The organism is Burkholderia sp. F1, from assembly GCF_050813845.1.
GTDB lineage: Bacteria > Pseudomonadota > Gammaproteobacteria > Burkholderiales > Burkholderiaceae > Burkholderia > Burkholderia ubonensis.
Window position 1 is genome coordinate 2856836 of sequence record NZ_CP172421.1, and the last position, 24490, is coordinate 2881325.

The window sequence follows — 24490 nt, forward strand, 5'->3', positions numbered from 1 at the left end:
TCAGAAATGCCCGGTGAAGCGATAACGGCTACCGGGATGCCAAAGATTCGCCACCGAGGCGACGACGCCCTGCGACCAGGTGCGCCGATGTAAAACCAGACACGGTTCGACGTCGTCCATCCGAAGCTGCTCGCGCCGCTCAGGCGCGGGTGCAGCCGCTTCGATCCGGTACTCGACGCGCTGCAGCGGCGCCGCGCGCATCAGGTACTGGTTCGGCGTCGTGTTCGTAAAATCCTGCTCGGCGTAATCCGGCGCGACCGCCGGATTCACCCATCGCTCTTCGAGCTGCACCGGCTCGTCGTTCTCGAAATGCAGCACCTGCGAGTGAAACAGCTTCGCGCGCACCGCGACCTGCATCTCGTCCGCGAGCGCCTCGTCGGCCCTCACGGTCTCGAGGCCGAGCACGCTGGCGCGATGCGCGTGCCCGCGCGCGGCCACCTCTTCCGAGATGCTGCGGATCGCCACCAGGGTCGACTCGTACTTCGGCCGCGCGACGTAGGTGCCGGCGCCCTTCAGGCGCGTCAGCACCTGCTCGGCCGTCAGCTCGCGCAGCGCGCGGTTGACGGTCATCCGCGCGACCTTGAACTCGCGGGCCAGCTCGTTCTCGGACGGCACCTGATCGCCCTCCGCCCACTCGCCGGCATGAATGCGGGCCAGGATGAAGTCCTTGATCTCCTGGTAGACCGGTGCGCTCATCGCGTTACTGTTCCGATGCGAACGAGAACGGGCTGTGCTTCGCGAACGCACGCTCGCCGACCAGCTTCGCGATCACCGCGATGTCCGGCGCGAAGTAGTGGTCGAGCTCGTAGTGCGCGACCTTGCCGCGGATCGTTTCCATCACGGGCGCGAGCTTCGGGCTCGTGTGATGCGGCGCGCGCAGGTCGACGCCCTGGGCGGCGGCCAGCAGTTCGATCGCGAGGATGTGCTTCGTGTTGTCCGCGATGTCGGCGAGCTTGCGCGCGGCGAACGTCGCCATCGACACGTGGTCTTCCTGGTTCGCCGAAGTCGGCAGCGAGTCGACCGACGCCGGGTGCGCGAGCGTCTTGTTCTCCGACGCCAGGGCGGCAGCCGTCACGTGCGCGATCATGAAGCCCGAGTTCACGCCGCCATCCTTCACGAGGAACGGCGGCAGGCCCGACAGCGTCGCGTCGATCAGCAGCGCGATGCGGCGCTCGGCCAGTGCGCCGATTTCCGATGCGGCGAGCGCGAGGTTGTCGGCCGCGAACGCGACGGGTTCCGCGTGGAAGTTGCCGCCCGACAGCACTTCGCCGGTATCCGGGAAAATCAGCGGGTTGTCCGACACGGCGTTCGCTTCGACCAGCAGCACGCCGGCCGCATGGCGCATCTGGTCCAGGCACGCACCCATCACCTGCGGCTGGCAGCGCAGGCTGTACGGGTCCTGCACCTTGTCGCAGTCGCGGTGCGACTGGTTGATCGGCGAGCCTTCCAGCAGGTCGCGGTAGGACGCGGCCGCGTCGATCTGGCCCTGATGGCCGCGCAGTTCGTGGATGCGCGCGTCGAACGGCTTCACCGAGCCGGCCGCCGCGTCGACCGACAGCGCACCCGCGACGAGCGCGGTGCGGTACAGGTCTTCGATCGCGAACATGTTGTCGAGCGCCAGCGCCGTCGACGCCTGCGTGCCGTTGAGCAGCGCGAGGCCTTCCTTCGCCTGCAGCGTGAGCGGCGCGAGGCCCGCGACGCGCAGGCCGTCGATCGCGCTCGCGCGCTCGCCGCGGATGAACACTTCGCCGACGCCGAGCAGCACGGCCGACATGTGCGCGAGCGGCGCGAGGTCGCCCGATGCGCCGACCGAGCCCTTCACCGGAATCAGCGGCAGCACGTCCGCGTTGAACAGCTTGATCAGCGCGTCCATCACTTCGCGGCGGATGCCCGAGTGGCCGCGGCCGAGGCTCGACAGCTTCAGCGCCATCAGCAGGCGCACCGACGAGCGCGCCATCGGCTCACCGACGCCGACCGCGTGCGACAGCACGAGGTTCTTCTGCAGCAGTTCGAGCTGATCGTGCGGGATGTGCGTGCTCGCCAGGCGGCCGAAGCCCGTGTTGATGCCGTAGGCCGGGTCGCCCTTCGCGGCGATGTCGGCCACCGCCTTCGCGCCGGCGTCGATCTTCGCGAAGCTGGCCGGGTCGAGCACAAGCTGCACCGGTTCGCGGGCGATCTTGCGCAGTTGCGGGAGGGTCAGGTGGCCGGGGGTCAGCGTAATCATGTGAGCAATCCTGTCTAGACAAGTTCAAGATGGATGCAGTGTAGCCATCCGAACTTGTCTAGACAACCCGTTTTCCCCCGATTTCGACTCGGGAGTTTCCCTGATGCCCGGAACGGTCCGCAGGCCGGCGCACGCTGGGTCGGGATTTATCATGTGTCGCTGTTATTTTGATTTTTGCAACATGCGAATCACCCTGCCCGCTCGCGAAGATCCGGCAAGGCAACGTAATCGCGATCGGCCATCGCGAAGCGTCGGCGCCGTTCTCGTTCGACGACGTTCCCGATGAGCGATGTGATGAGGGCGCGCTACGCGGCGCCGAACGACGCGCCGCTCGAATGAGCGGCGCTCACGCGCGCGTCCACGCGACGCACGCCGCGTAGCCGGGCGCCGCGTCGAGCCACGCCGCGTCGAAGCCGGCCACGCCGGCCGCGGGCGCGGCGCGCGAGACGACCTCCACCGCCGGCGTCGCCGCATCGCGCGGCGGCACCACCGCGAACGCCCGCAGCCCGCCGCCGATGCCGGTGCCGAGCGCCTTGAGCAGCGCTTCCTTAGCGGACCACACGTGCATGAACGCGTCCGCGCGCGCGGGCTCCGGCAGCGCGTCGAGATAGGCGGCTTCGCCGGGCGTGCACACTTCGCGCGTCAACGCGCGCCAGTCGGTCGCGCGGTCGCAGCGCTCGATGTCGACGCCGACCCGGCAGCCGGCCGACCACGCGATCAGCGCGTGGTCGCCCGCGTGCGACACGTTGAAATCGAACCGCGGGTGATACGCGTGATGCGCGGGATCGAGCGCCGGGCGGCCGGCTTCGCCGATGACGAGCGCCACCGCATGCGGCGCGATGCCGAGCTGCGCGCCGAGCACGTCGCGCAGCGCGACGCGCGTGCCCGCGCTGCGCACCGCGTCCTGCGGACGCAGAAAGCGCCCTGCCCGCGCGCGTTCGGCGTCGCTCAACGCCGCATACGCGGGCGACGCGAGCGGCACCTGCCAGTCGAAATCGACGCGCACGACCTGCACGCCCGCGCGGCGCGCGGCCGCCGGCACGTGGAGCGGATGCGCGCGATACGCGGCGCGCGCGCCGCAGGCGGAATCGGGAACGGACGGGATGGACATCGACGCAGGAACCGGCAGGACGAAAAGTCTGATGTTAATCGATCGCCGTGCGCGCGGCGCCGTTCAGCCGGGCGCGGCCGTGCCCGCCGGCGCATGCCGCGCCCGCGCCGCCGCGTGGCGCGCGTGGACGACGCCCGGCGCATCGGCCGGCAGCGCGCCGTGCTGCAGCCAGTGCAGCGCAACCGGCCACAGCGTGCCGGCGAAGCGGCTGTGGAAGAACGCGAAGTGCCCGATCGCATCGACGCCGATATCGCGCGGCGCGATCCGCAGATGCGTGACGTCGCTGCCCGTGTAGTAGCCGATCAGTCGCTCGATCGCGGCGACGGTGCCGAACGCGTCGTCGTCGAGCCCGATCGCGAGCATCGGCGCGGTGAGCGCCGCGAAGCGCGCAGGCAGCTCCGCGCGGCTCGCGACGCGCCCGGCGTGCGACGCGCGCGCGTAGACGTCCTCGAAGCGCGGCCGCGACCGCGCCCACGACAGCGCGACGCCGCGCGGCGTATCCTCCATCCAGCCGAGGCGCTTGGCCGGCACGTAGCCGCAGGCCGCCGCGAGCATCGGCATCGCGACGTGCCACTTCCACCACATGCGCCGCCGCTCGGCCGGCCGGTAGTCGCGCCAGTACGCGTACTGCGCGCCGACCGTCAGCACGCGCCGCACCTGGCAATTCGACGCCGCAAGCCCGAGCGCGAAGCCGCCGATGCTGTGCGCGACCACGTCGAGCGGCTGGCCGGGAAACGCGTCGCGCGCGTACTGCAATGCGGCCTCGCAATCGAGCCGTCCCCAGTCGAGCCAGTTCGCGCGCAGCCCGGCGAGCCGCGCGGGCCGCGACCCGCCGATGCCGCGATAGTCGTAGACCAGCACGTCGCGCCCGTGCGCGAACAGCCACGCGGCGAAGCGGAAGTAGTAGTCGCAGCGCACCGACGTCGCGCAGTTCACGACGGTGACCGGCCGTCCGGCCGCGCCGTCGCCGCGATGCCGCCACGCATGGCCGCGCAGCAGGTAGCCGTCCGCCGCGCGCAGCGTGACCGGCTCGGGCTGCAACGCGCCGGCCGTCTCGTTCGAATTCGTCATCGTGTCTCCTCGCGCGCCGGTCGCCCGTTGCCGGTCGCCCCGCCCTTCACCATGGCATGCGACGCACGCAGGGGCCGCCCCGGCGCGAACTTGACGCATCGCGCAAACTCAACCAATCTTGCTGCTTCGTTCGCATGAATCCAACGCATGTCAACGCCTCTCGTCCGTCTCCCGTCGCTGGACCTCGTGCGCGGCTTCGTCGCCGTCGGCCGCCGCATGAGCATTACGCTCGCCGCGCAGGATCTGTGCGTGACGCAATCCGCGGTCAGCCGCCAGGTGCATGCGCTCGAAGCGCATCTCGGCGTCGCGCTGCTGCAGCGCGGCTACCGCAAGATCGCGTTCACGCCGGAAGGCGAGCGCCTGTTCCGCATCGCCGACGCCGCGCTGCACAGCCTGCAGGACGCCGTCGGCACGCTCACCGCCGCGCGCGAGCGCCAGCCGGTCACGATCACCGCGAGCATCGGCGTCACGGCGCTGTGGCTGCTGCCGCGGCTCGGCCGGCTGCAGGCGCGCCATCCGGAGATCGACCTGCGCGTCGCCGCGAACGACAAGGTACTCGATTTGCGCGCCGAAGGCATCGACCTCGGGATCCGCTACGCGCCCCTCGACCGTGCGCCGGAAGGCGCGCTGCACCTGTTCGACGAGACGGTGGTGCCGGTCGCGCACCCGGCGCATGCGGCGCGGCCGATCGCGGATGCCGCCGCGCTCGCGGGCCACGTGCTGCTCGAATTCGACGGGCAGCCGCAGACGCAGCTGCAGTGGCACGACCACCTGCGCGCGGTCGGGCTCGGCGACGCGCGCCCGAAAAGCGTGCTGCGCTTCAACCAGTACGACCAGGTGATCCAGGCGGCGATCGCCGGCCAGGGCATCGCGCTCGGGCGGCTCGCGCTCGTCGCGCCGATGCTCGCGGACGGCCGGCTGACGGTGCTCGCGCCGCACCGGCCCGCTCCGCAGAACGGCTACGCGTACTGGCTGTACCAGCGCGACCCGGCGCCGCGGCGCGAGGTGGCCGAGGTGCGCGACTGGATTCGCGCGGAAGCGGCCGAATGCGACGCGGTCATGCGCGCGCAGGCCGCCGCGCAGGTCACCGCCTAGAAGCGAAGGCGCCTGCGTGCATGCGGCGCGCGCCGATCCCCGCATCGCCTGCGCAATTGAAACGCCCGGCGCCTGGCAACCGGCGGCCCGTCACCTGCGCTTCGGCAGCGACGCCAGCGCGTCGAGCGCGCGCCGCCGCGCGACGTCATGGTCGACGAGCGGCTCCGGATAGTCGATTCCGGGACGCACGCCGGCCGCGGCCAGCTGCAGCGGCGAAGCGGTCCACGGCGCGTGGATCGACGCGTCGTCGAGGCCCGCGAGCTCCGGCACCCAGCGCCGCACGTAGGCGCCGCGCGGATCGAACTTGCGGCCCTGCAGGACCGGATTGAAGACGCGGAAGTACGGCGCGGCGTCCGCGCCGCAGCCGGCCACCCATTGCCAGCTCGCCGCGTTGTTCGCCGGATCGGCGTCGACGAGCGTATCCCAGAACCACGCTTCGCCCGCGCGCCAGTCGACCAGCAGGTGCTTGACGAGAAACGACGCGACCACCATCCGCACGCGGTTGTGCATCCAGCCGGTCGTCCACAGCTCGCGCATCCCGGCGTCGACGAGCGGATAGCCGGTCAGCCCGCGTTGCCATGCGCGCAACGCGCCGGGATCGCTGCGCCACGGCATCGCGTCGAACTGCGCGCGCACATTGGCGGTCGCGAGCGCCGGAAAGTGATACAGCCATGCGTAGCTGAATTCGCGCCAGCCGAGCTCGCTCAGGAACTTGTCGGCGCCGGCCGCGCACGCCGCGCCGCCCGCCTGCGCCTGCACCAGCGCCGCATGCCAGACCTGCCGCGGCGACAGATTGCCGAAGCGCAGGTACGGCGACAGACGGCTCGTCGCAGCCTGGTCGGGACGGTCGCGCGCATCGGCATATGCGGCCAGCGACGACAACACGAACGCCGCAAGCTGCCGCTGCGCGCCCGCTTCGCCCGGCGCGGGCCACGCGTCGCGCAGGCCGCCGGCCCAGTCCGGCGCATCCGGCCGCAACGCGAGCGCGTCGAGCGTGACCGCGCGCTCCCGCACGGCGGCCGGCCACGGCTGGAACGCGATGTGCTCCGGCCCGGGCAGCGGCGCGGCAACCGCGCGATCGCGACGCGCCGCGCGCCAGTACGCGGTGAACACCTGGTACGGCGTGCCGGCCGCGGTCAGCACGTCCCACGGCTCGTTCAGCAGGCTGCCGTTGCTGCTGGCGACCGTGAGGCCGCGCGCCTCGAGCGCGCTCTTGAGCGCCGCGTCGGCATCACGCTGCGGCTGTCCGTAGCGACGATTCCAGTAGACGGCCGCCGCGCCCGTCTCGTGCGCGACGCGCTCGATCTCGCGCGGCGCGTCGCCGCGCAGCAGCAGCAGGCGTCCGCCGTGGCGCGCGAGCGCGGCGTCGAGCGCATGCAGCGCCCCGTGCAGCCACCAGTTGGCCGCGCCGCCGAGCGCTCGCCCGGCGGCGTCGCCCGTGGCGTGCACGTACACGCAGACGAGCGGGCGTCCCGACCGGACCGCGCGCATCAGCGCGGGCTGGTCGGTCAGGCGCAGATCGTCGCGAAACCAGACGATCGCAGGGGCAATGGACGGCGCGGCGGGCACGCACACCTCGACAGGGAAACCGGAACGTGACGCGTATTGTCGCGGGCGTGCCGAGCCCTGTCGATGCCGCGCGCGACGCGACGTCAGTCGAGCCGGAACGCCGCCTCGAAGCGCGCGACGAACGCGTCGAATTCCGCTTCAGGCAGATGGTTGATGCCGGCCGCGCGCTTGCGCCCGCCGCCGGTCGCGAAGTGGCGGCAGAAGTCGTCGGCGCCGAGCGGCCGGCCGTCGGGCACGCGCACGCTGACGCAGAGCCCGCCGTCCGCGCGCGGCGACAGCACCGCGAGCGCGACACCGGGCGCGTTGCGCATCCGCTCGTTCGCGAGCATGCCCGTCGCGCGCCGCGCCCACGCCTGATCGGGCATCCGGATCAGCGTCGCGCCCGGCACCTCGCGCAGCGGCGCCAGCGCGCGGGCGCGCGCCAGGTCGTCGCGGCAGCCGTCGCGCAGCGCGGCGAACACCGGCGTGCCACGCACGAAGTCGAGCGGATCGGCGTACGGCAGCATCGCGTCGGCCAGCGCCGCGGGATCGAAATGCAGGTCGCCGACGCAGTCGCCATACGCGTTGTAGTTCAGGTAGCGCCCGAGCTCCGCGAGCGTGCGCGCGTGCTCCGCGCCGATGCCGTGCGCCTGCGCAAGCACGTCGCCGAGCGCCGGCAGCTCGTCGCCGAACGCCGCGACGATCGCCCAGCGCACGTGACGGCCGCCGAGGTAGCGGTTCACGAGCGTGCTCGTGCACACGTCCGCCGCCGTGTCGATATGCGCGTGAAAGCGCGGATCGCCCGGCAGCGCGCCCGCGAAGTGATGGTCGAAATAGCGAATCGCGATGCCGTCGCGCAGCAGCCGGGCAACGGCCTCGCGATTCTGGTCGTGCGACACGTCCAGCACGGTGACCCGGTCGCCCGCGCACGCGTCGACCCGCGCAAGCAGGCACACGTCGCGCTTCACGCCGGTGACGAGCGCGCCCCGCTCGCCCTCGGCGAGCCGCAGTTGCTGAAGCGCGCACAGGCCGTCCGCGTCGCCGTTGAAGACGAAGAAGTGCCGTCCGCCGTCGAATGCCTGCATCGTCTGTGTCCCTGTTCTTCAACGCCGCATGGAGCCGCTGTCGGTCGCATCGATCATCCGATATTTTGATGCAACCGCGAGCGCGCCCGTCAATACCGCGCCGCCGGTGCAGCGGGCAATCCGGCGCCCTGTATCACAATCTTGTCATACGTCATCAGATATCGAATCCATCCTTCCAATCCGCCAGAACCGAAATTTGACCCGTAAATTCGCGATTTCCCGGGTAAACCCGTGACGCTGCCAAGCGCATCGGCGCGTAATATGTCATACGACGACGTACTACACAACCTCGCCGCGCCGGCACCCGAAACGCCTGCCGCCCCGACCGGAGACACCCTTGAACACGCCCTCGCCCGCCCGATCCGGCCGCGACCCGCTCGCGTCCGCCGTCTCCAAAGTGAAATGGCACGTGCTGCCGCTCGTGCTGATCATGTTCATCGCGAACTACATCGACCGCGTCAACGTCGGCTTCGTCGACCGCCATCTCGAGGCGTCGATCGGCATCGGCGCGGCCGCGTACGGGCTCGGCGCCGGACTGTTCTTCGTCGGCTATGCGCTGTTCGAGGTCCCGTCGAACCTGCTGATGCAGCGCTACGGCGCACGCGTGTGGCTCGCGCGCATCATGGCGACGTGGGGCATCGTTGCGGCGTCGATGGCGTTCGTGTGGAACGACACGTCGTTCTACGTGCTGCGCTTCCTGCTCGGCGCGGCCGAGGCCGGCTTCTTCCCCGGCGTCGTGCTGTACCTGACGCAATGGCTGCCGCCGCAGGAACGCGGCAAGGCGATGGCGATCTTCCTCGGCGGCTCGGCATTCGCGTCGGTACTGTCCGGCCCGGTCACGGGCGCGCTGCTGTCGGTCAGCGGCCTCGGCCTCGCGGGCTGGCAGTGGATGTTCCTGATCGAAGGGCTGTTCTCGGTCGTGCTGTGCGGCGCGAGCTGGCTGCTCCTGAAGTCGCACATCCGCGACGCGACGTGGCTCACGCCGGACGAGCGCAGCGCGCTCGAAAACGCGCTCGACGAGGAGCGCGCGAAGCGCGACGTGCGTTCGCGCGTGCACGTGCCGGCGCTCGCGCTGCTGAAGGATCCGCAGATCGCGCTGTTCTGCTTCCTCTACTTCTCGATCCAGCTCACGATCTACGCGGCGACCTTCTGGCTGCCGACGATCATCCGCAAGATGGGCAGCCTCACCGACTTCCAGGTCGGGCTGTACAACACGATTCCGTGGATGATCGCGATCGGCGCGATGTACGGCTTCGCGGTGCTGTCCGCGAAGTGGAGGCATCCGCAGCGCTGGCTCGCGTGCGCGCTCGTGCTGGCCGCGTGCGGGCTGTTCGCGTCGACGTCGCATGATCCGGTGTGGTCGTTCGCGTCGATCTGCTTCGCCGCGCTCGGCTTCAAGGCCGCGTCGTCGCTGTTCTGGCCGATCCCGCAGGGCTACCTCGACACGCGCGTCGCCGCGGCCGTGATCGCGCTGATCAACTCGATCGGCAACCTTGGCGGCTTCGTCGCGCCGACGGCGTTCGGCTATCTGAAGCAACATACGGGTTCGATCACGGGCGGCCTGTACGCGCTCGCGATCGCGTCGCTCGTCGCCGCGGTCGCCGCGCTGTTCGCCCGCACGCACCGGCGTGGCGACCCGCCGCGCGGCTTGCCGGCCGACGAACCGTTTACGTCCTCCCCGATGCTCCGCCATGCCGAACACTGACCACCTGACCGTCATCGTCTCGAACGCTGTCGACGGCGATCTCGCCACGTTCGCCCTGGACGCCGACGGCACGCTCGCGCCGCTCGGCCGGCATCCGGCCGGCGACGCCGTGATGCCGCTCGCGCGCTGCGCCGACCGGTCGCGGCTGTACGCGGCGACGCGCGGCGAGCGGCCGTCGATCGTCACCTTTGACGTCGGACCGGGCGCCGGCGCGCTCACGCGCGTCGCGACGGCCGCGATCGACGCGAGCCTCGCGTACCTGACGCTCGACGGCAGCGGCCGATGGCTGCTCGGCGCGTCGTACGGCGGACACGCGCTGAGCGTCTACGACGCCGCGCGCGTGCGCGGCGGCGACGGCGTGCCGCTGCAGGTGATCAACGGCATCCCGAATGCGCATGCGGTGATCGTGTCGGCGGACGACCGTTTCGCGTACGTCAGCTCGCTCGGCTCGGACCGGATCTTCTGCTTCGAGCTGGCCCACGACATGCGCGGCCTGCGCGCGATCGAGCGCGGCGAGGCGCGCGTCGAACGCGGCTTCGGGCCGCGCCACCTGCGGCTGTCGCGCGACGGCCGCACGCTCGTCGCGGTCGGCGAGTTCGACGCGAGGCTCGCCGTGTTCGCACGCGAGCCCGATAGCGGCCGGCTCGGCGACGCGCGCATCACGCCGCGCCCCGCGGCGCTCGCGCAACTCGCGCCGGGCCATCCGCGGCCACCCGCGCCGGCCGAGCCGGCGGTCTGGGCGGCCGACCTGCACCTGAGCCCGGACGAGCGCTTCGCCTACGTGTCGGAGCGCACGACGAGCCGGCTCATCTGCTATCGCCGCGATGCGGACGGCGCGTTCGAGGCCGTGCACGCGACCGACACCGAAGCGCAGCCGCGCGGCTTCGCGATCGATCCGTCGGGGCGGTTTCTCGTCGCGTGCGGCGAGCGCTCGGAGCACGTGTCGGTGTATGCGATCGCGCCCGGGAACGGCGCGCTGTCGCTGCGCGCGCGCGTGCCAGGCGGACGCGGCGCGAACTGGATCGAGATCGTGTGACGCTGAGCGACGCGCCGCCGCTCGTCACTCAGCGCCGCTCGCTCGGCGCGACGCCCGTCCAGCGCTTGAACGCGCGCGTGAAATTCGCGCGGTCCGTATAGCCGATGCGCGCGGCGATCTCGTCGACCGGCAGGCGCGTGCCTTCGAGCAGCCGCAGCGCGTCGCGCAGGCGGATCTCGTCGAGCAGCGCCGAGTACGTCGCGCCGTATTCCGCGAGCTTGCGCTTCAGCGTGCGCGCGGACACGTGCAGCTCGCGCGCGAGCTCGTCGAGCGACGGGTAGCCGCGCGCGCCGCAGATCAGCAGGTTGCGCACCCGTTCGACGACGCTCTCCGCATAGCCGAGCCGCGCGAGCTCGGCTTCGCACTGCTGCACGATCATCTGCGCGGTCTGCGCGTTCGCGGTGCCGATCGGCTCGTCGAGCAGCGCGGCGTCGCAGCGGATGCGGTTCGCGCTCGCGTCGAAATGGCAGCGCGGCAGCCGCGCGCGATACGGCGCGAACCATGGCGGCTCGGGCCACGCGAAATGCAGCTCCGCGCGCGACTGCAGCGTGCGCCCGGGCGCGGGCTCGAGCAGCGAGTTGAACAGCATCGCGGTCTCGACCATGAAGTTTTCCACCGCGAACTGGCGCAGCCGGCCGAGGGCAAACGCTTCGAGCACGTCGATCTGCGCGACGCCGTCGAGCTGCGTGAGCCGCACCGAGAAGAACGGCACGCGGGTCGGCAGGTAGCGGATGCCGAGCTGGATCGCCTCGCCGAGCGTCGCGCAGCTCATCAGCCCGAAGCCGATCAGCCCGGATTTCGTCAGGCTGCTGCGCAGGCCGATCTCGATCGCGATCGACGGGTCGTTCGTCGCGTCGAGCAGGTTGAAGACGATCGCGGCCTGCTGCAGCGGCGTGATCCGCGCGTCGGGCTGCGCGAGCCGGTCGCGCGCGACGCCCGCGCCGGCGAGGATCCGGCCCGCGTCGATCCCGCGCTCCTCGGCGAGCATCAGCATGAACAGCGCATACGCGGACGACACCGTCGCCTTGTTCAACTGGCGCGCGGCATCCGGGACGGACAGGGCCATGCGGCGACTCCGGAGCGGGTTTCGCGGATTGTAGCGGCCGCCGGCCCGCGAAGACACGTAGGCACGACTCTAGAGCACGTCACGGCCGCGGCCCCGCTTCGCCGCGCGCCTCGCCCGGATCAGGCCTGGCGGTGCCGACCGGCGTCTCGCGTCGATCGGCCGGACGATCACCGCACGCCGAGGCGATGGACAATCGCGCGGGCCGCGTCGACATCACCGCTGCGATAGGCGGCGCGAACGGCCGCCTCGGTGGCCGCCCATTCTTCCGGGGATGGATTGGCGCGCAATCGCACGGCAACACGCGGCAACGGGGCGAGCTGTTCCCGCAGGCGTACGATCAGCTCGCAGCAAGGAGACGCCGCCAAAGCCGCCGCAGGGTTCAACGCCGCCTCGGCAAGCGCGGCCACCCAGCTGACCGCCGCGTCCTGCCGCACCGCTTCGAGGTGCGGCAGATAACGCGCATCGCCCGACAGTGCCGCCAGCAGCGCGGCCCAATGCCTGCCCCGCCAGCCGCAGTGCCGGGTCAGGTCAGCGAGAAGCGCATCGTTCAACGCGGACAGACTTTGCCGGCACACGTAGTGGAAATCGAGGGGCTCGTACCGCACGCGCGGATAGTCGCGCAGCAGGTGCGCGAGTTCGGCGCCGGCCTCGACGACGTCCGTCAGCAGCGCTTGAGCCGGACTGGGCCGATTCAACCGGAGGGATGGAACGTGCAGGAGCAGGCGGGCGACGTCGTCCCACAAGTAGTGCATGGCGGATCTCATTGTCACGGGATGTCACGGGAGCCGGATCATGCGCAACGAACGACGATTCGCCGCCCGCGTCGCTTCGGCTGAATTGCGCTCCGGCGTCTCACCCCGACATCTTGCCTCAATCTGCCGCCCGACTATGCCACGCTCCCGACGTGATGGCCCGAAATGACACCGCCATTGGCACCGCCGGCCCTCGCGCGCAGTGCGGTGCACGCCTATGCTTGACGCATCGGCATAGCGCCCCACTCTCTTGCAGGAAACCGGTCGATGAGCCAGCGAGCCCGAATCACGTTCCGCAACGACGCGGAGAAAGTCGCCTACGTGCGCCGCGAGATCAACGCGGCGAGCGACGCGATCCGCGCGCGCTTTCCGCTGCTCGACCATCAGAACCTCGTCGGCGCGGGCGTGATGGCCGCGTGCGTCGCCGCGCTGCTCGCGATCGCGTGGCTGTATGCGCGCGGCACGCTCGCGTGGTACGCCGCGCTGCCGCTCGCCGCGTTCGCGACGTCGCTGATCCACGAGCTCGAACACGACCTGATCCACCTGATGTACTTCAAGAGGACGCCGTGGGCGTACCACCTGATGATGGCGCTGTGCTGGCTCGCGCGGCCCGGCACGATCAATCCGTGGACGCGGCGGCGCATGCACCTGCATCACCACAAGGTGTCCGGCGGCGAGTCGGACCTCGAGGAATTCGGGATCACCAACGGCGAACGCTGGGGCGTGAAGCGCCTGCTGATGCTCGCCGACGGGATGCTCGCGGTCGTGCTGCGCCCGGCCGCGATGCGCCGCAAGGTCAAGCAGTACGTCGCCGCGCAACCCGTTCAGGATGCGTCCGAGCGCGCGCGGCTGCGCGTCGAGCAGGTGTCGTCGTACATGCCGCTCGGCCACCTGTACTACGCGCTGTGGCATGCGTTCATCGCGTACCACGTCGGCCTGTTCGCGCTGCATGCATTCGGTTATGCGGTCGCGGTGCCGTCCGTCGTCGAGCGCGCGATGCGCGTCGTCGATTTCCTCGCGGTGGTCTGGCTCGGCCCGAACTTCGTGCGCAGCTTCTGCATCAATTTCGTCAGCTCGAACATGCATTACTACGGCGATATCGATTCGCGCAACGTGATCCAGCAGACGCAGGTGCTCAACCCGTGGTGGATGGCGCCGTTCCAGCTGTTCTGCTTCAACTTCGGAAGCACGCATGCGATCCATCATTTCGTGGTGCGCGACCCTTTCTACATCCGCCAGCTCACGGCAAAAACCGCGCATGCGGCGCTGCGCGAAGCCGGCGTGCGCTTCAACGACGTCGGCACGTTCACGCGCGCGAATCGCTGGGGGTCGTATCGCCCGGCGCGCGGCGTCCGGGCCGACTTGTAACAGAAACCGTAACCAGCGGTAATTCCTTCGCGTTCAAGCGATACCTGAGCCTCGCCGCGCGATGCGCCAGCACCGCGCGGCATCGCGCCTTTTCGCGTCCATTCCTCTGCGCTTACGCATTGTTACGCGGCATACATCTCGTTACCTGTGCAAAAAACCCGCTCGGTTAAAGTCGGTCTCCAATTGATTTAAATCATCAGATTTAATTATCGATTGGCCCAATAAATAAGAACATATTCTTCTCTCCGAAAGGCCGGCGCGCGGCGAATGTGCGCGACGGCGGAGAGTTGGCGGCGTCCAAAGCCGCCACGCGTTCGGCTCTGTCGGTGCCACGGCAGGCCCGTCGAACGTCGCTTGCCGATTCCCCTGATTGCAGCTCCGGACCCTCACGGGCGCCGCGTCGTCGCGCGCGCCGTTTCGTCGCGGCGTTGTGTCGAGGGGTGTCCTCCGGTTGTGCGCAACCGGCCTCCGCACCACATTGAACAGGAATCAACCGATGCGAAAGATAGCCCCGTTGGCCCTCTCCCTGATCCTCCCCTTCGCACTTGCCGCCTGCGGCGGCGACGACGGCGGCACCCAATCCGCCAGCGCCCTGAAGTGGAACGGCGGCTGGGGCGGCTCGACCTCCACCTCGTCGACGGGCACGTCGTCCACGTCCGGCACGTCGAGCACGAGCACCGGCACGACTTCCGGGACGACTTCCGGCACGACCTCGACGACGACCGTGCCGGGCGGCCCCGGCTTTACGGTCGCCGCGCCGTGGATGTCGTACTACGGCGACAACACGGGCATCGACCTGAATCGAGCGGCCAGCACGTTCCGGGTCATGGACGTCGACCTCGATCCGGGCGTCGGCAACTTCGTGCCGAGCGACGTCGTGACGCTGAAGAACAACGGCCAGAACAAGGTGCTGAGCTACCTGAACCTCGGCTCGTGCGAGCACTGGCGCGATTACTGGAACAGCGCGCCGAGCGGCTTCGTGTCGTGCGGCGCGAACAAGGCGGCGCAACTCGGCTCGTACCAGGGCTATTCGGACGAGACGTGGATGAACGTCGGCAACGCCGACTACCAGAACCTGATCCTCAACTACGTCGCACCGCGCCTCGTCGCGCAGGGCGCGGACGGCTTCTATCTCGACAACCTGGAAATCGTCGAGCACGGCACGTCGACCACCAACGGCCCGTGCGACGCCGCGTGCAGCCAGGGCGGCCTCGACCTCGTGCGCAAGCTGCGCCAGAAGTATCCGAAGCTGCTGATCGTGATGCAGAACGCGACCAGCGACGTCACGCGACTCGGCACGACCGGCGGCGTGAAGTTCCCGACCCTGCTCGACGGCATCGCGCACGAAGAGGTCTACAAGCCGACCTTCGACAGCCAGGCGCAGCAGGAGCTGCTGAACTGGAAGGGCATGAACCTCGCGCCGGGCGGCCACCCGTTCTGGATCGCGACGCTCGACTACGTCGGCTCGTGCACGGACACGACCGATGCGTCGAGCGCATACACGTCGAGCCGCTCGAACGGCTTCACGCCGTATGTGTCGGATGCGAGCTCCGGCCAGAACGAGGTCTGCTACTGGGGCCTCTGATGCCTTGCTCCCCGTCGCGCGCGCTGCGCGCGTGACGCACCGCAGGCCGGGCGCCCCGCCCGCCTCCGGTTTCAAGCCTTCACGCGGCGCCCATCCGGGCGCCGCGCACACGCTACGAATGCGCGCGCCGGTCGCCGGCCCCGACCACGGGCGTCAGCAACTGCCGCACCAGCCCCTGCGCGACGCTCGTCGCCGCATCGCGGCTCCAGCCCGTGCGGCTCGCGGTGCCGCTCCACACCACCGCGCCGGTCTGCAGGTCGATGATCTGCAGCGCGATGCCGATCGCCGGCTCGCCGTCGACCCCGACCTTGTAGCGCCACTCGTTCACCGCGCCCGTCAGCCCGTAGCGCAGGTGGTTGTCGGTTGCCCATTTCTTCGCCTTGCCGACGTCCGTGCCGGTCCAGTCGACGAACATCCCGTCGTCGCCGGGCGCGCGATACTCGCGCACGTCGGTGTAGCCCTGCGCGCGCAGGAAGCCCGCGACGATCGACGCCGCGCGCTGCCCGGCGTTCGCGGTCTCGGTGTTGTTCTCGATCGGCAGCACGGCCCAGCCGGTGTTCGCCATGCGCAGGTCGCTGTTGCCGCCGTTCGCCTCGAACGGCGACACGGGGCCGCTGTCGACCTGCGCGCAGCCGGCGAGCAGCGCGCCCGCCGCGGCCAGCGCCAGCCACCAGCGGCGGGCGGTCCTTCCATGCCGCGCCGGCTTGTCCGCCGCATGCGGCAATGCGCTCTCGTTCATTTCGCTCTCCTTGCTTGACAGGTCAATACATCCAGCGATAGCGGATGCCGACTTCGGTGAAGGGCGTCGATTGGTTCGCCGACGCGCTGGCATGGGTGATGTAGAGGCCGAGCTGGTCGTGGCCGAGCACGCTGCCGACGACGCCCGCCGTCACGCGCTCGCCCCACTTCGCATTCGAGTCGTACAACGGGCCGACCTCGAGGAACGGCCGCCAGCGGCGCGAATAGCCGTCGAGCAGCCCGTTGCCGAAGCCGCCGAGCAGCGCGACCTGCGTGAAATTTCGCGGCACGAACAGCGGCGACGTCAGCGGCACGCCGTTCGGCGCCATCTGCTGCAGCAGCGCGCCCGGCGTGCCGTTCGCGGTGTACTCGCCATGCGTGACGGCGACGCGCACCGTGAGGTCCGGATACGCGATGCGCAGCTTGTAGCCGCCGTCCGCGGTGATCAGCGTGCCGTGGCCGAGGTACGAGCGGTCCTGCCCGTAGAAGCGCGCGTATTCGACGCGCGCCCGCGTGAACACGTGCGGGTCCGGCTGGAACGCGACCGCGCCGACGATGTTGTCCTTCACGCCGCCGACCTGCAGCTGCGCGGACTCCATCGCTTCCTGGTTGCGCCCGAGCGAATAGCTGAAGCTCAGCGGCCGGCCCTCGAACAGCGCGCCTTCGATGCGCACCGTCGTGAAGTCGCGCAGCGCATTGCGGCGGCCGAGCACGAGCGCTTCGCGATCGATCGTGCCGTAGCGGCGCAGCACGCCCTCGAAATTGCGGTCCTTGCCGGGCACGCCCGGCATGGATGCGTCGCCGTGCTGCGCGCGGTCGACGTAGCGGAATGCGAACGCGAGCGTCGGCGTGATGCGCACGCCCGCGCCGATGCTGGTCTCGTAGAACAGCAGCGGCCCCGTATGCAGATACCGGAAGCCCGGCGCGATCGCCTGCGCGGTCGGCATCACCGCGTCGACGTAGGTCGCATGCATCGCGTCGTTGTCCGGCAGCAGGTTCTGCGCCTGCGCCGCATCCTGCTGCGCCGCTTCGACGCGGCCCGCGCGCTGCTCGACGTCGATCTTCGTCGCGACCGGCATCGGATCGGACGGATCGTCGAGCATCTGCGACAGCTTCGCGCGATCGTCGTCCGCCAGCGCGAGCGCCGCTTTCGCGTACGACGGCTGCGACAGCTGCCGGGTGTAGCGCCACGCGAGCCAGTCGCGCTCGAAGTCGTACGCGTCGTGCGACTGGCTCCACGCGAGCATCGCCTCGCTCGCGACCGCCGAGTCGCGCTCGTCGCGGCGGGTCAGCGACTGCGCGGTCGCCGGCGGCAGCATCGACAGGTCGCCGAGATCCGCCGCCGCCTTCGACGCCGGCGCGGCACCCGCCTGCTCGTCCCGGCGCAGCAGCTCGATCAGCAGCCGCTTCGACGCATCGCCGCCCGCGAAGCGGTCGGTGAGCGCGATGAAGCGCACGCGCGCCATGTCGTATTCGTCCGGCGTCATCTGCTGCGGCCGGCGCTGGTCGATCCGCTCGCGATGCAGCTTCTTCCATGCGGTGCGCCGGATCTGCCACGCCTCTTCGGTCTGCCCGTCGAGCTCCAGCGCATCGGCGACCGTCAGCCGCCACAGCACGTCGTCGCGATGCGACGGCAGGTTCAGGCGCAGGAAATGCAACGCGGCGCGCGCATCGCCGAGCTGCAGGTAGGCCGCCGCATACGCGGCCGCGAGCGGCGTGTCGGCGGTCGCGCGCGACCGGTACGCGCGCAGCGCGGCGCGCAGTTCGCTCGCGCTGCCCGCGTCGTTCAGCAGCCAGATCAGCGCGACCTGCGCGTTCGCGTTGTCGGGCTGGATGCGCAGCACCGCGCGCACGTCGTCGATCGCCCGCGCGGGCTCGCCGACGAGCCGCCAGTATTGCGAGCGCGCCATCAGGTATTCCGGATCGCGTTCCGCGGCGGCCGCCTGCGCGGGCGTCAGCGCATTCAGCAGCGTCGCGATGCGCGCGTACGCGCGGGCGCGCGTGTAGTAGTACACCGCGCGCCGCAGGTCGCGCAGCTCGCCGGTGCGGCGGTACGCATATTCGGCGACGCGGCCCGCGTCGAGCGGTTGATCGTCGAGCGCGTCGATCATCTGCTCGAGGTCGCTCGGCGTCTCGTGGCCGCCCTTCAGCAGGTGCCGCGAGCCCTCGACGACCACGTCCGGCTTGCCGGCCAGCTTGCCGAGCGTCGCATAGAGCCGCCAGTACGCGTCGGCGTTCCGCGCCGTGTCCGCGGGTTTCGCCTTCTCCAGCGCCGCGAGCGCCTCCGCATAGCGATGCTGGCCGTACAGCGCCACCGCGATCTTCGTCGCGTACGCCGGGTTCGGGCCGTAGTCATGCTCGAGCGTCTGCCACGTGCGCAACGCCAGCGCGTCGTCGCCGGTGCGCTCCGCGAGCGCCGCGGTGCGTTCCAGCACCGGCTGGCGCAGCGCGCCGTGCGCCTGCATCGCGAGGAAGCGGATCGCCGCGCCTGGATCGGCGCGCCCCTCCTGGATCGCGACATACGCATCGATCCATTCGAGCTGCTTGCGGCGATCGACCTTCGCACCGCCCCGCCCGAGCTCGTGCTGCATCGCGGCGAGCAGCGCGCGATCGTCGCGCAGCGCGGGCGCGAGCCTGAGCACCTGCTGCCACGACGCTTCGTCGTTGCGCGTCTTCGCGAGCCACATGTACGCGTCGAGCGCGACGCGCGGCCGGTTGTTCCAGGTCGCGACCTGTGCGAGCCGCTCGTGCCACACGACGGAATTCGGGTCGCGCGCGAGCGCGTGGCGCGCGACCTCCTCGGCTTCGCGCAGCTTGCTGTTCTGCAGATAGACCTTGAACGCGAGCTCCTCGTCGGACGGCTCGGCCGCTTCGCCGGACGCCTTGCCTGCCTTCCCCGCCTTCTCCGCCGCCGACGGCGCGGCCTCGTCGGCCGATTCATCCGCCGCGTCCGCCGCGTTCGCCGCCTGCGCGACGCGAACGATGCGCGGCCTGTCGCTCCAGCGCCATACCGCGAGCGTGAGGCGCGGCACGTCGGCCGCGTCGCGCCGCGCCGCCGACGGCGTCGCGTCCGCATGCTTCGATGCGCCGTGCAGGTTCATGAGCTGGCTCGTGTAGTCGGCGGCCAGGTCGGGACGGCCCGCCGCCATCGCCAGCGTGATCAGGAAGCGCAGCGTGCGCGCATCGGTCGCGAGCTCGCCGACGTGCTCGCGCGCGGCGAGCATCGCGTCGCCGAGCAGGTTGCCGCCCTGCAGCGCGCGCAGCCCCGCGAAGAACAGCGTGCGCCGCTCGGCTTTCGACGTCGCGCGTTCGCTCGCCGCGAACGCCGCGTCGGCGGCCTCGCGGTAGTGCCCGCCCGCGAGCTGCGCGGCCGATTCCTTGTTGAGCCAGAAGATCGCGCGCGCCGGCTCGCGCATCGCGAGGCGATGGTAGTAGCGCGCAGCGAGCCCGCCGTCGTTCAGCGCGGTCGCCTTGACCGCGAGCATCTGCAGCTGCGCCGGCGACAACGGCGCGTTGAGCGCGTCGTTGAGCAGCGCATCGAGACGCGCAATGCGGCCGATGCGCTCGGGCGCGCCTTCCGGCAGCGCGTAGAGCCGCTGCTCGGCGAGGCCGATGCCGGACAACTGCGCGCGCAGCCTGACGTCGGCGTCCGGCGACGCGCGCAGTTGCGCGACGAGCCGCTCCGCGTCGTCGTAGCGACCCTCACTGATGTATTCGTGCGCGAGATGCTCGACGGCATGCGCGTTGTTCGGGTCGGCGCGCAACCACGCGCGCAGATACGCGACGGTGAGCGTATCGGTCTCGCGGCTATCGAGCAGCGCGCGTTCGAGCGTGCCGCGCGGAAACACCGCGACGAGCGACAGCGCGACGGCCGCGCCGAAGCCGGCGATGCCGAGCGGCGAAACGAGTCGTTTGCGGTCAGATTGCACGGCGGGCCCCCATGTCGACGAATTGCACGGGACCGACCGCCGGCGCGCCCGGCCGCCCTGTCGTCTCGCGATGCGCATGCGCGGCGGCGGCACCGGCACCGGCCACCGGCGGAGCATCGCCGCGTTCCGCACGCATGGCCTCGCGCGCCGCGAGCGCCGACGCGAGCAGCTCATGCGCGAACGCGCCGACGCCGACGACGTCGAGCGCCGGCCCCGTCACGTACGGAATCACGCCGGCCGCGCGGATTCGTGCCGCGGTGTCGCGCGCGCACGCGTCGTCAGCCGGCGGGCAATAGTCGATCGACACGACCGGCAGGCCATACGCCTTCGCGGCGCCCACCTGCAGCATCAGCCACGCCCGATCGGCCGGCGTCACTTCGGTATAGCGCTGGTGCGCCTGGTTCCAGCCGCGATAGAGCGACTCGAACGCGACCGCATACACGCTCGCATGCACGCGCGGCAACAGCTCGAAGCCGCGGTTCAGGATCAGCCGCGCGGACGGAAAGCGCGCCTTGATCGCGTCGATCACCGCGACCACGCCCGCTTGCTGACGCGAGCGCTCGGCATCGGTCTTCGCGATGATCTGATAGGAGTCCAGCGTATCGAGGAAGAAGCCGCGAAAGCCGCGCGCCCACAGCGGCGCGATCACGTGCTCGACATAGAACGCCGGCCATGTCGGCATCGCCTGGTCAACGACCGCCGAGCCCCACGCGCGATTCTCGCCGCGCAGCCATGCCTTCGGGATGTCCTTGAAATACCTGCGCGCGGTCGTCACTTCGCCGACGCTCACGTAGGCGAGCCACGTCGTGTGCGACGTGTCGGCCGTACCCGGATCGAAGTCGCTGTCGGGCTCGACGACGACGCTGTCGAATGACGACAGCGCGACGACCGGCACGTGCGCACCGTAGAAGAACGCGAAGGTGGGAAGCGGCGCGACGGCCGCGCTGGCGGCGCCCGCGCGCGCTTCGCCCGCGTCGGACGTGGCAAGCGGCGCCGCAAACGTGGCGGCGGAATCGGCTGGAAGCGGCGCCGTGTCGAGAGAAGCGGCTTGCGCCGACGCCGACAGCGGCGCGAGACACGCAATGAGCGTCCTCACGCCGACCAGGCGACGTCGAATCCTCCCCAACATGACCATGCCCCCCGGGCCCAACGGCTGTTGGCTTTGCACTGCGAACCCCTGTGTTGTCTTTCTTGCGTCGCGGCGCGCCTTCCCTGTTTCCGTGTCTCGACTGCACACGAACGCGTCGCGCTATCGAATCGATCGCGCATGAATGCGCGATGCCTTGGATCAAGAAATAGACCAAGACATTTCGAAGTTCAAGGCGGGAACCCTGCAGGATCACGAAACGTCGGGGCGGACTTTCCCGTAGTGCATGCGGGCAACGCGAACCCTTTCCGCACGCTGTTGCACATCTGTTACGCGCCACCGCAACCTGGCCTGCGCCATGCGCCGACGGCCGGCCTTGACGGCAATGCGCGAGCCCGTTGCACGCGCACCCGGCAGATGCCGCCCCACATGTGCGCGGCAAGCCGCGCCGGCCGGGCGGCGCACTGATACCGGTTCCGATGTATCAGCGATGAAACGAAATGCGCGCGACTCGGCGTGCGCGATGCCGCGGCGCGCCGCCCGTCCACGCTTGGCGCAAGGTGCGCCCGATCACTGGTACGTTATTTGCGTTCCCGCTAGGAGCAGCATCTACGGCGCAGACCGTTACCGTACCGGTGACCGGCGTCGAGACCTGCGACGGCCAGCCGAATCCCGGCATGGCGAGGCACAGGATGACCGCAGGCACGGCGGCCGCAGCACACGACAACGATCAGGATGCGCGAGGTAAGCGATGGCCATCGACACCAAATCGACACGACTCGACGCGGGCATGGACGCGCAGGCCGACGCGCCGCCGCGCGTCCCGCGTCCCGGCCTGCGCGCGCGCTTCCTGCGGCGCGCGTCGGCCGCGCGTTTCGCGTCGCTGCTGCCGCGTGACCACGCGGCGGCGTATGTCGCGCTCGAAACGCTCGTGCTGTCCGTCGTCGTCTTCGCGCTGTGCCGCGTGCTGTCCCCCGCCGATCCGCTGCTGATCGGCAAGGCGTTCCCGTGGCTGTGGCTGCTGCCGCTGTTCGTCGCACTGCGCTACGGCACCGTCGCCGGCCTCGGCGGCGGCGCGCTGCTGTGCGCCGCATGGGGGGTGTTCTATGCGCGCCTGCCGCTCGCCGACGTGTTTCCGCGCGACTTCTTCGTCGGCGGCTTCATCACGATGCTGGTCGCCGGCCAGTTCAGCGACACGTGGGCCACCCGGCTGTCGCAGGCGCGCGTGTCGAACACCTACCTGAGCGAACGCCTGTCCGTGCTGACGAACAACCAGTACCTGCTGCGGCTGTCGCACGACCAGCTCGAGCAGGACCTGCTCGTTCGGCCGTCGACGCTGCGCGACGCGCTCGCGCGGCTGCGCGGGATGATGCTGCACGACGACGCCGGCCCGGACGCGGCGCTGCCCGGCGCGCAGCGCTTTCTCGAAACCGTCGCGCAGGCGTGCCAGATCGAGGCCGCGCAGATCCACGCGCTGCACGACGGCGTGCCGGCCGCCTTGCCCGTCGCCGTAACCGGCGCGCCGTTCGATTTCGACGCCGACGATCCGCTGGTCGTCGCCGCGCTCGACGAGCTCGCGCTCGCGCACCTGCAGTCGCTCGACGCGCGCGACCGCACGCACACCCGCTACGTCGCGTGCGCGCCGCTGATCGGCACCGGCGACCAGGTCATCGGCGTGCTCGTCGTGTCGCAGCTGCCGTTCCTTGCATTGACCGCCGACAACCTGCAGCTGATGTTCGTGATGGGCAGCTACTACGCGAACGGCGTGCGCCACGCGGCCGTCACGCGCGACGTGCTGCAGGCGTTCCCGGATTGCCCGTACGACTTCGCGCTCGAATATGCGCGGCTCGCCGACCTGCAGCGCACGAGCGGCATCGCGTCGTCCGTGGTGCGGCTGCTGTTCGACGCGAGCCATCAGGCGCAGGCGATCTTCGATCACATCGAGCGGACCAGTCTCGACATTCACGTGCAGTGGGTCGTGCGCGCCGGCGGCAAGTGCGCGCTGGTGTTCCTGATGCCGCTGTGCGACGAGGTCGCCGTCGACGCTCAGCTGCAACGGCTCGAAACCGATGTGCGCAACCGCTTCGGCATCGGCTTCACGGACGCGCGCGTCGTCGCGCGCTGGGCGCCGCTCGCCGGCACGCCGTCCGACGGCGCGCTGCGCCAACTGCTGGCCGACCGTGATGACCTCGCGTGACCCTGCCCCGCGCGCGTCGCGCAATGCCCGCGCCCGCACCACCCGCGCCGCGCCGCCCACGCCGCCGCGTCAGCGACCGGCGTGGCCGGGCGGGCGCGCGCTGATCGCGATGCGCGAGGCCGGCCGCCGCGTGGCCGACGCGATCGCGCGCCTCGCCGCGCGCCTGCGCGCGTTCGCGTTTCCGCGTCTCGACGAGGGCGCGCTGATCGCGCTCGTGCGCGAGCCGCAGTTCGCGCCGCACCTGCTCGCGACGCTCTCGTATGCGCAGGAGCATCAGGTGAAGGAAGGGCTGCTGAACCGGCACGCGGCGGTCGGCCGCCGCGTCACCGCGCTCGTCGCGATGCAGACGATGCCGGTGCGCGCCGCCAGCCCGATCCTGCACGCGCTGCTGAACGACCCGGCCGACGACGTGCGCCTGCTCGCATACGGCATGCTCGACAAGAGCGAGAAGCGCGTCACGCAGCAGATCGCCGTCGAGCGCGCGAGGCTCGCGCGGCGGCTGTCCGACGACGAACGCTACCGCGTCGACAAGACGCTCGCCGAACTGTATTGCGAGCTGGTCTACGCGCGCCTCGTCGAAGGCGACGTCTATCGCAACGCGCTCGAGCAGGGCGACGCGCACGCGGCGTGCGCGCTGCGCCACCAGCCGCTCGACGGCGCGCTGTGGCGGCTGCGCGGCCGCCTCGCGTTCGAGACCGGCCGCCTCGACGACGCCGACGCGATGCTGAAAAAAGCGATCGACTGCGGCTTTCCGCGCATGCGGGTGCTGCCCTATCTCGCCGAGATCGCCTACCTGCGGCGCGACTACGCGGCCGTGCGGCGCTGCCTCGACGACCTGCCGGCGGTGCCGCCGCACCTGCTCGCGCCGATCGCCGACTACTGGAATACGTGAC

The 24490-nt window shown here is 70.6% G+C and carries 18 protein-coding genes; 7 read left to right on the forward strand and 11 right to left on the reverse strand.

Features of this window, described 5'->3' with window-relative positions:
• The 4 genes from hutC to ACFIMZ_RS13470 all read right to left on the reverse strand — a co-directional run bounded on the left by hutC (nucleotide 1) and on the right by ACFIMZ_RS13470 (nucleotide 4406).
• The gene (gene hutC / locus ACFIMZ_RS13455) at nucleotides 1-696 is read right to left on the reverse strand and encodes a histidine utilization repressor (RefSeq protein WP_431819947.1); all 696 of its coding nucleotides are present in this window, start codon (nucleotides 694-696) and stop codon (nucleotides 1-3) included.
• 4 nt (nucleotides 697-700) lie between these two features.
• Complete coding sequence (gene hutH / locus ACFIMZ_RS13460) at nucleotides 701-2224, reverse strand: histidine ammonia-lyase (protein ID WP_431819948.1); 1524 nt, start codon at nucleotides 2222-2224, stop codon at nucleotides 701-703.
• A gap of 346 nt (nucleotides 2225-2570) precedes the next feature.
• Nucleotides 2571-3335, reverse strand: coding sequence for a 4'-phosphopantetheinyl transferase family protein (locus tag ACFIMZ_RS13465; RefSeq protein WP_431819949.1), 765 nt, complete (start codon nucleotides 3333-3335; stop codon nucleotides 2571-2573).
• A gap of 63 nt (nucleotides 3336-3398) precedes the next feature.
• A complete protein-coding gene (locus ACFIMZ_RS13470; RefSeq protein ID WP_431819950.1) occupies nucleotides 3399-4406 on the reverse strand; it encodes an alpha/beta hydrolase family protein in 1008 nt (335 codons plus the stop codon).
• 147 nt (nucleotides 4407-4553) lie between these two features.
• Here ACFIMZ_RS13470 and ACFIMZ_RS13475 point away from each other — a divergent pair, with 147 nt between their 5' ends.
• Nucleotides 4554-5501, forward strand: a complete 948-nt coding sequence (locus ACFIMZ_RS13475; RefSeq protein ID WP_431819951.1) for a LysR substrate-binding domain-containing protein — start codon at nucleotides 4554-4556, stop codon at nucleotides 5499-5501.
• Between the two features lie 90 nt (nucleotides 5502-5591).
• Here the strand turns inward: ACFIMZ_RS13475 and ACFIMZ_RS13480 are convergent, their stop codons facing one another.
• Nucleotides 5592-7070 (reverse strand): cryptochrome/photolyase family protein, encoded by a 1479-nt coding sequence (locus tag ACFIMZ_RS13480; protein ID WP_431819952.1) that lies wholly within the window; start codon nucleotides 7068-7070, stop codon nucleotides 5592-5594.
• A gap of 83 nt (nucleotides 7071-7153) precedes the next feature.
• Nucleotides 7154-8134, reverse strand: a complete 981-nt coding sequence (locus tag ACFIMZ_RS13485) for a DHH family phosphoesterase (protein ID WP_431819953.1) — start codon at nucleotides 8132-8134, stop codon at nucleotides 7154-7156.
• 337 nt (nucleotides 8135-8471) lie between these two features.
• Here ACFIMZ_RS13485 and ACFIMZ_RS13490 point away from each other — a divergent pair, with 337 nt between their 5' ends.
• Entirely contained in the window at nucleotides 8472-9839 is a 1368-nt protein-coding gene (locus tag ACFIMZ_RS13490) for an MFS transporter (RefSeq protein ID WP_431819954.1), read from the forward strand.
• Nucleotides 9826-10875, forward strand: coding sequence for a lactonase family protein (locus ACFIMZ_RS13495; protein WP_431819955.1), 1050 nt, complete (start codon nucleotides 9826-9828; stop codon nucleotides 10873-10875). Before ACFIMZ_RS13490 ends, ACFIMZ_RS13495 begins: the two co-directional genes overlap by 14 nt.
• A 28-nt stretch (nucleotides 10876-10903) precedes the next feature.
• On the opposite strand, the gene ACFIMZ_RS13500 is transcribed toward ACFIMZ_RS13495, so the two are convergent.
• Nucleotides 10904-11941, reverse strand: a complete 1038-nt coding sequence (locus tag ACFIMZ_RS13500) for an AraC family transcriptional regulator (protein WP_431819956.1) — start codon at nucleotides 11939-11941, stop codon at nucleotides 10904-10906.
• 167 nt (nucleotides 11942-12108) lie between these two features.
• Nucleotides 12109-12693: a hypothetical protein gene (locus ACFIMZ_RS13505; RefSeq protein ID WP_431819957.1), complete on the reverse strand. Its 585-nt coding sequence runs from the start codon at nucleotides 12691-12693 to the stop codon at nucleotides 12109-12111.
• A gap of 267 nt (nucleotides 12694-12960) precedes the next feature.
• On the opposite strand from ACFIMZ_RS13505, the gene ACFIMZ_RS13510 reads away from it, so the two are divergent.
• Nucleotides 12961-14061, forward strand: coding sequence for a fatty acid desaturase (locus tag ACFIMZ_RS13510; RefSeq protein ID WP_431819958.1), 1101 nt, complete (start codon nucleotides 12961-12963; stop codon nucleotides 14059-14061).
• Nucleotides 14062-14557: 496 nt separating this feature from the next.
• Nucleotides 14558-15646: an endo alpha-1,4 polygalactosaminidase gene (locus ACFIMZ_RS13515; RefSeq protein WP_431819959.1), complete on the forward strand. Its 1089-nt coding sequence runs from the start codon at nucleotides 14558-14560 to the stop codon at nucleotides 15644-15646.
• A 112-nt stretch (nucleotides 15647-15758) separates the two neighbouring features.
• Here the strand turns inward: ACFIMZ_RS13515 and ACFIMZ_RS13520 are convergent, their stop codons facing one another.
• Genes ACFIMZ_RS13520 through ACFIMZ_RS13530 form a run of 3 tightly spaced genes read right to left on the reverse strand, consistent with a single transcriptional unit; the run spans nucleotide 15759 to nucleotide 21409 of the window.
• The gene (locus tag ACFIMZ_RS13520) at nucleotides 15759-16385 is read right to left on the reverse strand and encodes a hypothetical protein (RefSeq protein WP_431819960.1); all 627 of its coding nucleotides are present in this window, start codon (nucleotides 16383-16385) and stop codon (nucleotides 15759-15761) included.
• Between the two features lie 22 nt (nucleotides 16386-16407).
• A complete protein-coding gene (locus ACFIMZ_RS13525; protein ID WP_431819961.1) occupies nucleotides 16408-20313 on the reverse strand; it encodes a tetratricopeptide repeat protein in 3906 nt (1301 codons plus the stop codon).
• Entirely contained in the window at nucleotides 20303-21409 is a 1107-nt protein-coding gene (locus ACFIMZ_RS13530; RefSeq protein WP_431819962.1) for an endo alpha-1,4 polygalactosaminidase, read from the reverse strand. Before ACFIMZ_RS13530 ends, ACFIMZ_RS13525 begins: the two co-directional genes overlap by 11 nt.
• Nucleotides 21410-22151: 742 nt before the next feature.
• On the opposite strand from ACFIMZ_RS13530, the gene ACFIMZ_RS13535 reads away from it, so the two are divergent.
• Both ACFIMZ_RS13535 and ACFIMZ_RS13540 read left to right on the forward strand, forming a co-directional pair.
• Nucleotides 22152-23597, forward strand: a complete 1446-nt coding sequence (locus ACFIMZ_RS13535) for a PelD GGDEF domain-containing protein (protein WP_431819963.1) — start codon at nucleotides 22152-22154, stop codon at nucleotides 23595-23597.
• Nucleotides 23584-24489: a lipopolysaccharide N-acetylglucosaminyl transferase gene (locus ACFIMZ_RS13540; RefSeq protein ID WP_431819964.1), complete on the forward strand. Its 906-nt coding sequence runs from the start codon at nucleotides 23584-23586 to the stop codon at nucleotides 24487-24489. The genes ACFIMZ_RS13535 and ACFIMZ_RS13540 overlap by 14 nt, the downstream gene beginning before the upstream one ends.
• Nucleotide 24490 lies beyond the last annotated feature (1 nt).

Bases quoted from the DNA above. Each gene is read 5' to 3' on its own strand.
- ACFIMZ_RS13520 (WP_431819960.1), bottom strand. From the start codon at position 16,385: ATGAACGAGAGCGCATTGCCGCATGCGGCGGACAAGCCGGCGCGGCAT.
- ACFIMZ_RS13500 (WP_431819956.1), bottom strand. From the start codon at position 11,941: ATGGCCCTGTCCGTCCCGGATGCCGCGCGCCAGTTGAACAAGGCGACG.
- ACFIMZ_RS13495 (WP_431819955.1), top strand. From the start codon at position 9,826: ATGCCGAACACTGACCACCTGACCGTCATCGTCTCGAACGCTGTCGAC.
- ACFIMZ_RS13505 (WP_431819957.1), bottom strand. From the start codon at position 12,693: ATGCACTACTTGTGGGACGACGTCGCCCGCCTGCTCCTGCACGTTCCA.
- ACFIMZ_RS13540 (WP_431819964.1), top strand. From the start codon at position 23,584: ATGACCTCGCGTGACCCTGCCCCGCGCGCGTCGCGCAATGCCCGCGCC.
- ACFIMZ_RS13510 (WP_431819958.1), top strand. From the start codon at position 12,961: ATGAGCCAGCGAGCCCGAATCACGTTCCGCAACGACGCGGAGAAAGTC.
- ACFIMZ_RS13465 (WP_431819949.1), bottom strand. From the start codon at position 3,335: ATGTCCATCCCGTCCGTTCCCGATTCCGCCTGCGGCGCGCGCGCCGCG.
- hutH (WP_431819948.1), bottom strand. From the start codon at position 2,224: ATGATTACGCTGACCCCCGGCCACCTGACCCTCCCGCAACTGCGCAAG.
- ACFIMZ_RS13475 (WP_431819951.1), top strand. From the start codon at position 4,554: ATGTCAACGCCTCTCGTCCGTCTCCCGTCGCTGGACCTCGTGCGCGGC.
- ACFIMZ_RS13485 (WP_431819953.1), bottom strand. From the start codon at position 8,134: ATGCAGGCATTCGACGGCGGACGGCACTTCTTCGTCTTCAACGGCGAC.
- ACFIMZ_RS13535 (WP_431819963.1), top strand. From the start codon at position 22,152: ATGGCCATCGACACCAAATCGACACGACTCGACGCGGGCATGGACGCG.
- ACFIMZ_RS13470 (WP_431819950.1), bottom strand. From the start codon at position 4,406: ATGACGAATTCGAACGAGACGGCCGGCGCGTTGCAGCCCGAGCCGGTC.
- hutC (WP_431819947.1), bottom strand. From the start codon at position 696: ATGAGCGCACCGGTCTACCAGGAGATCAAGGACTTCATCCTGGCCCGC.
- ACFIMZ_RS13515 (WP_431819959.1), top strand. From the start codon at position 14,558: ATGCGAAAGATAGCCCCGTTGGCCCTCTCCCTGATCCTCCCCTTCGCA.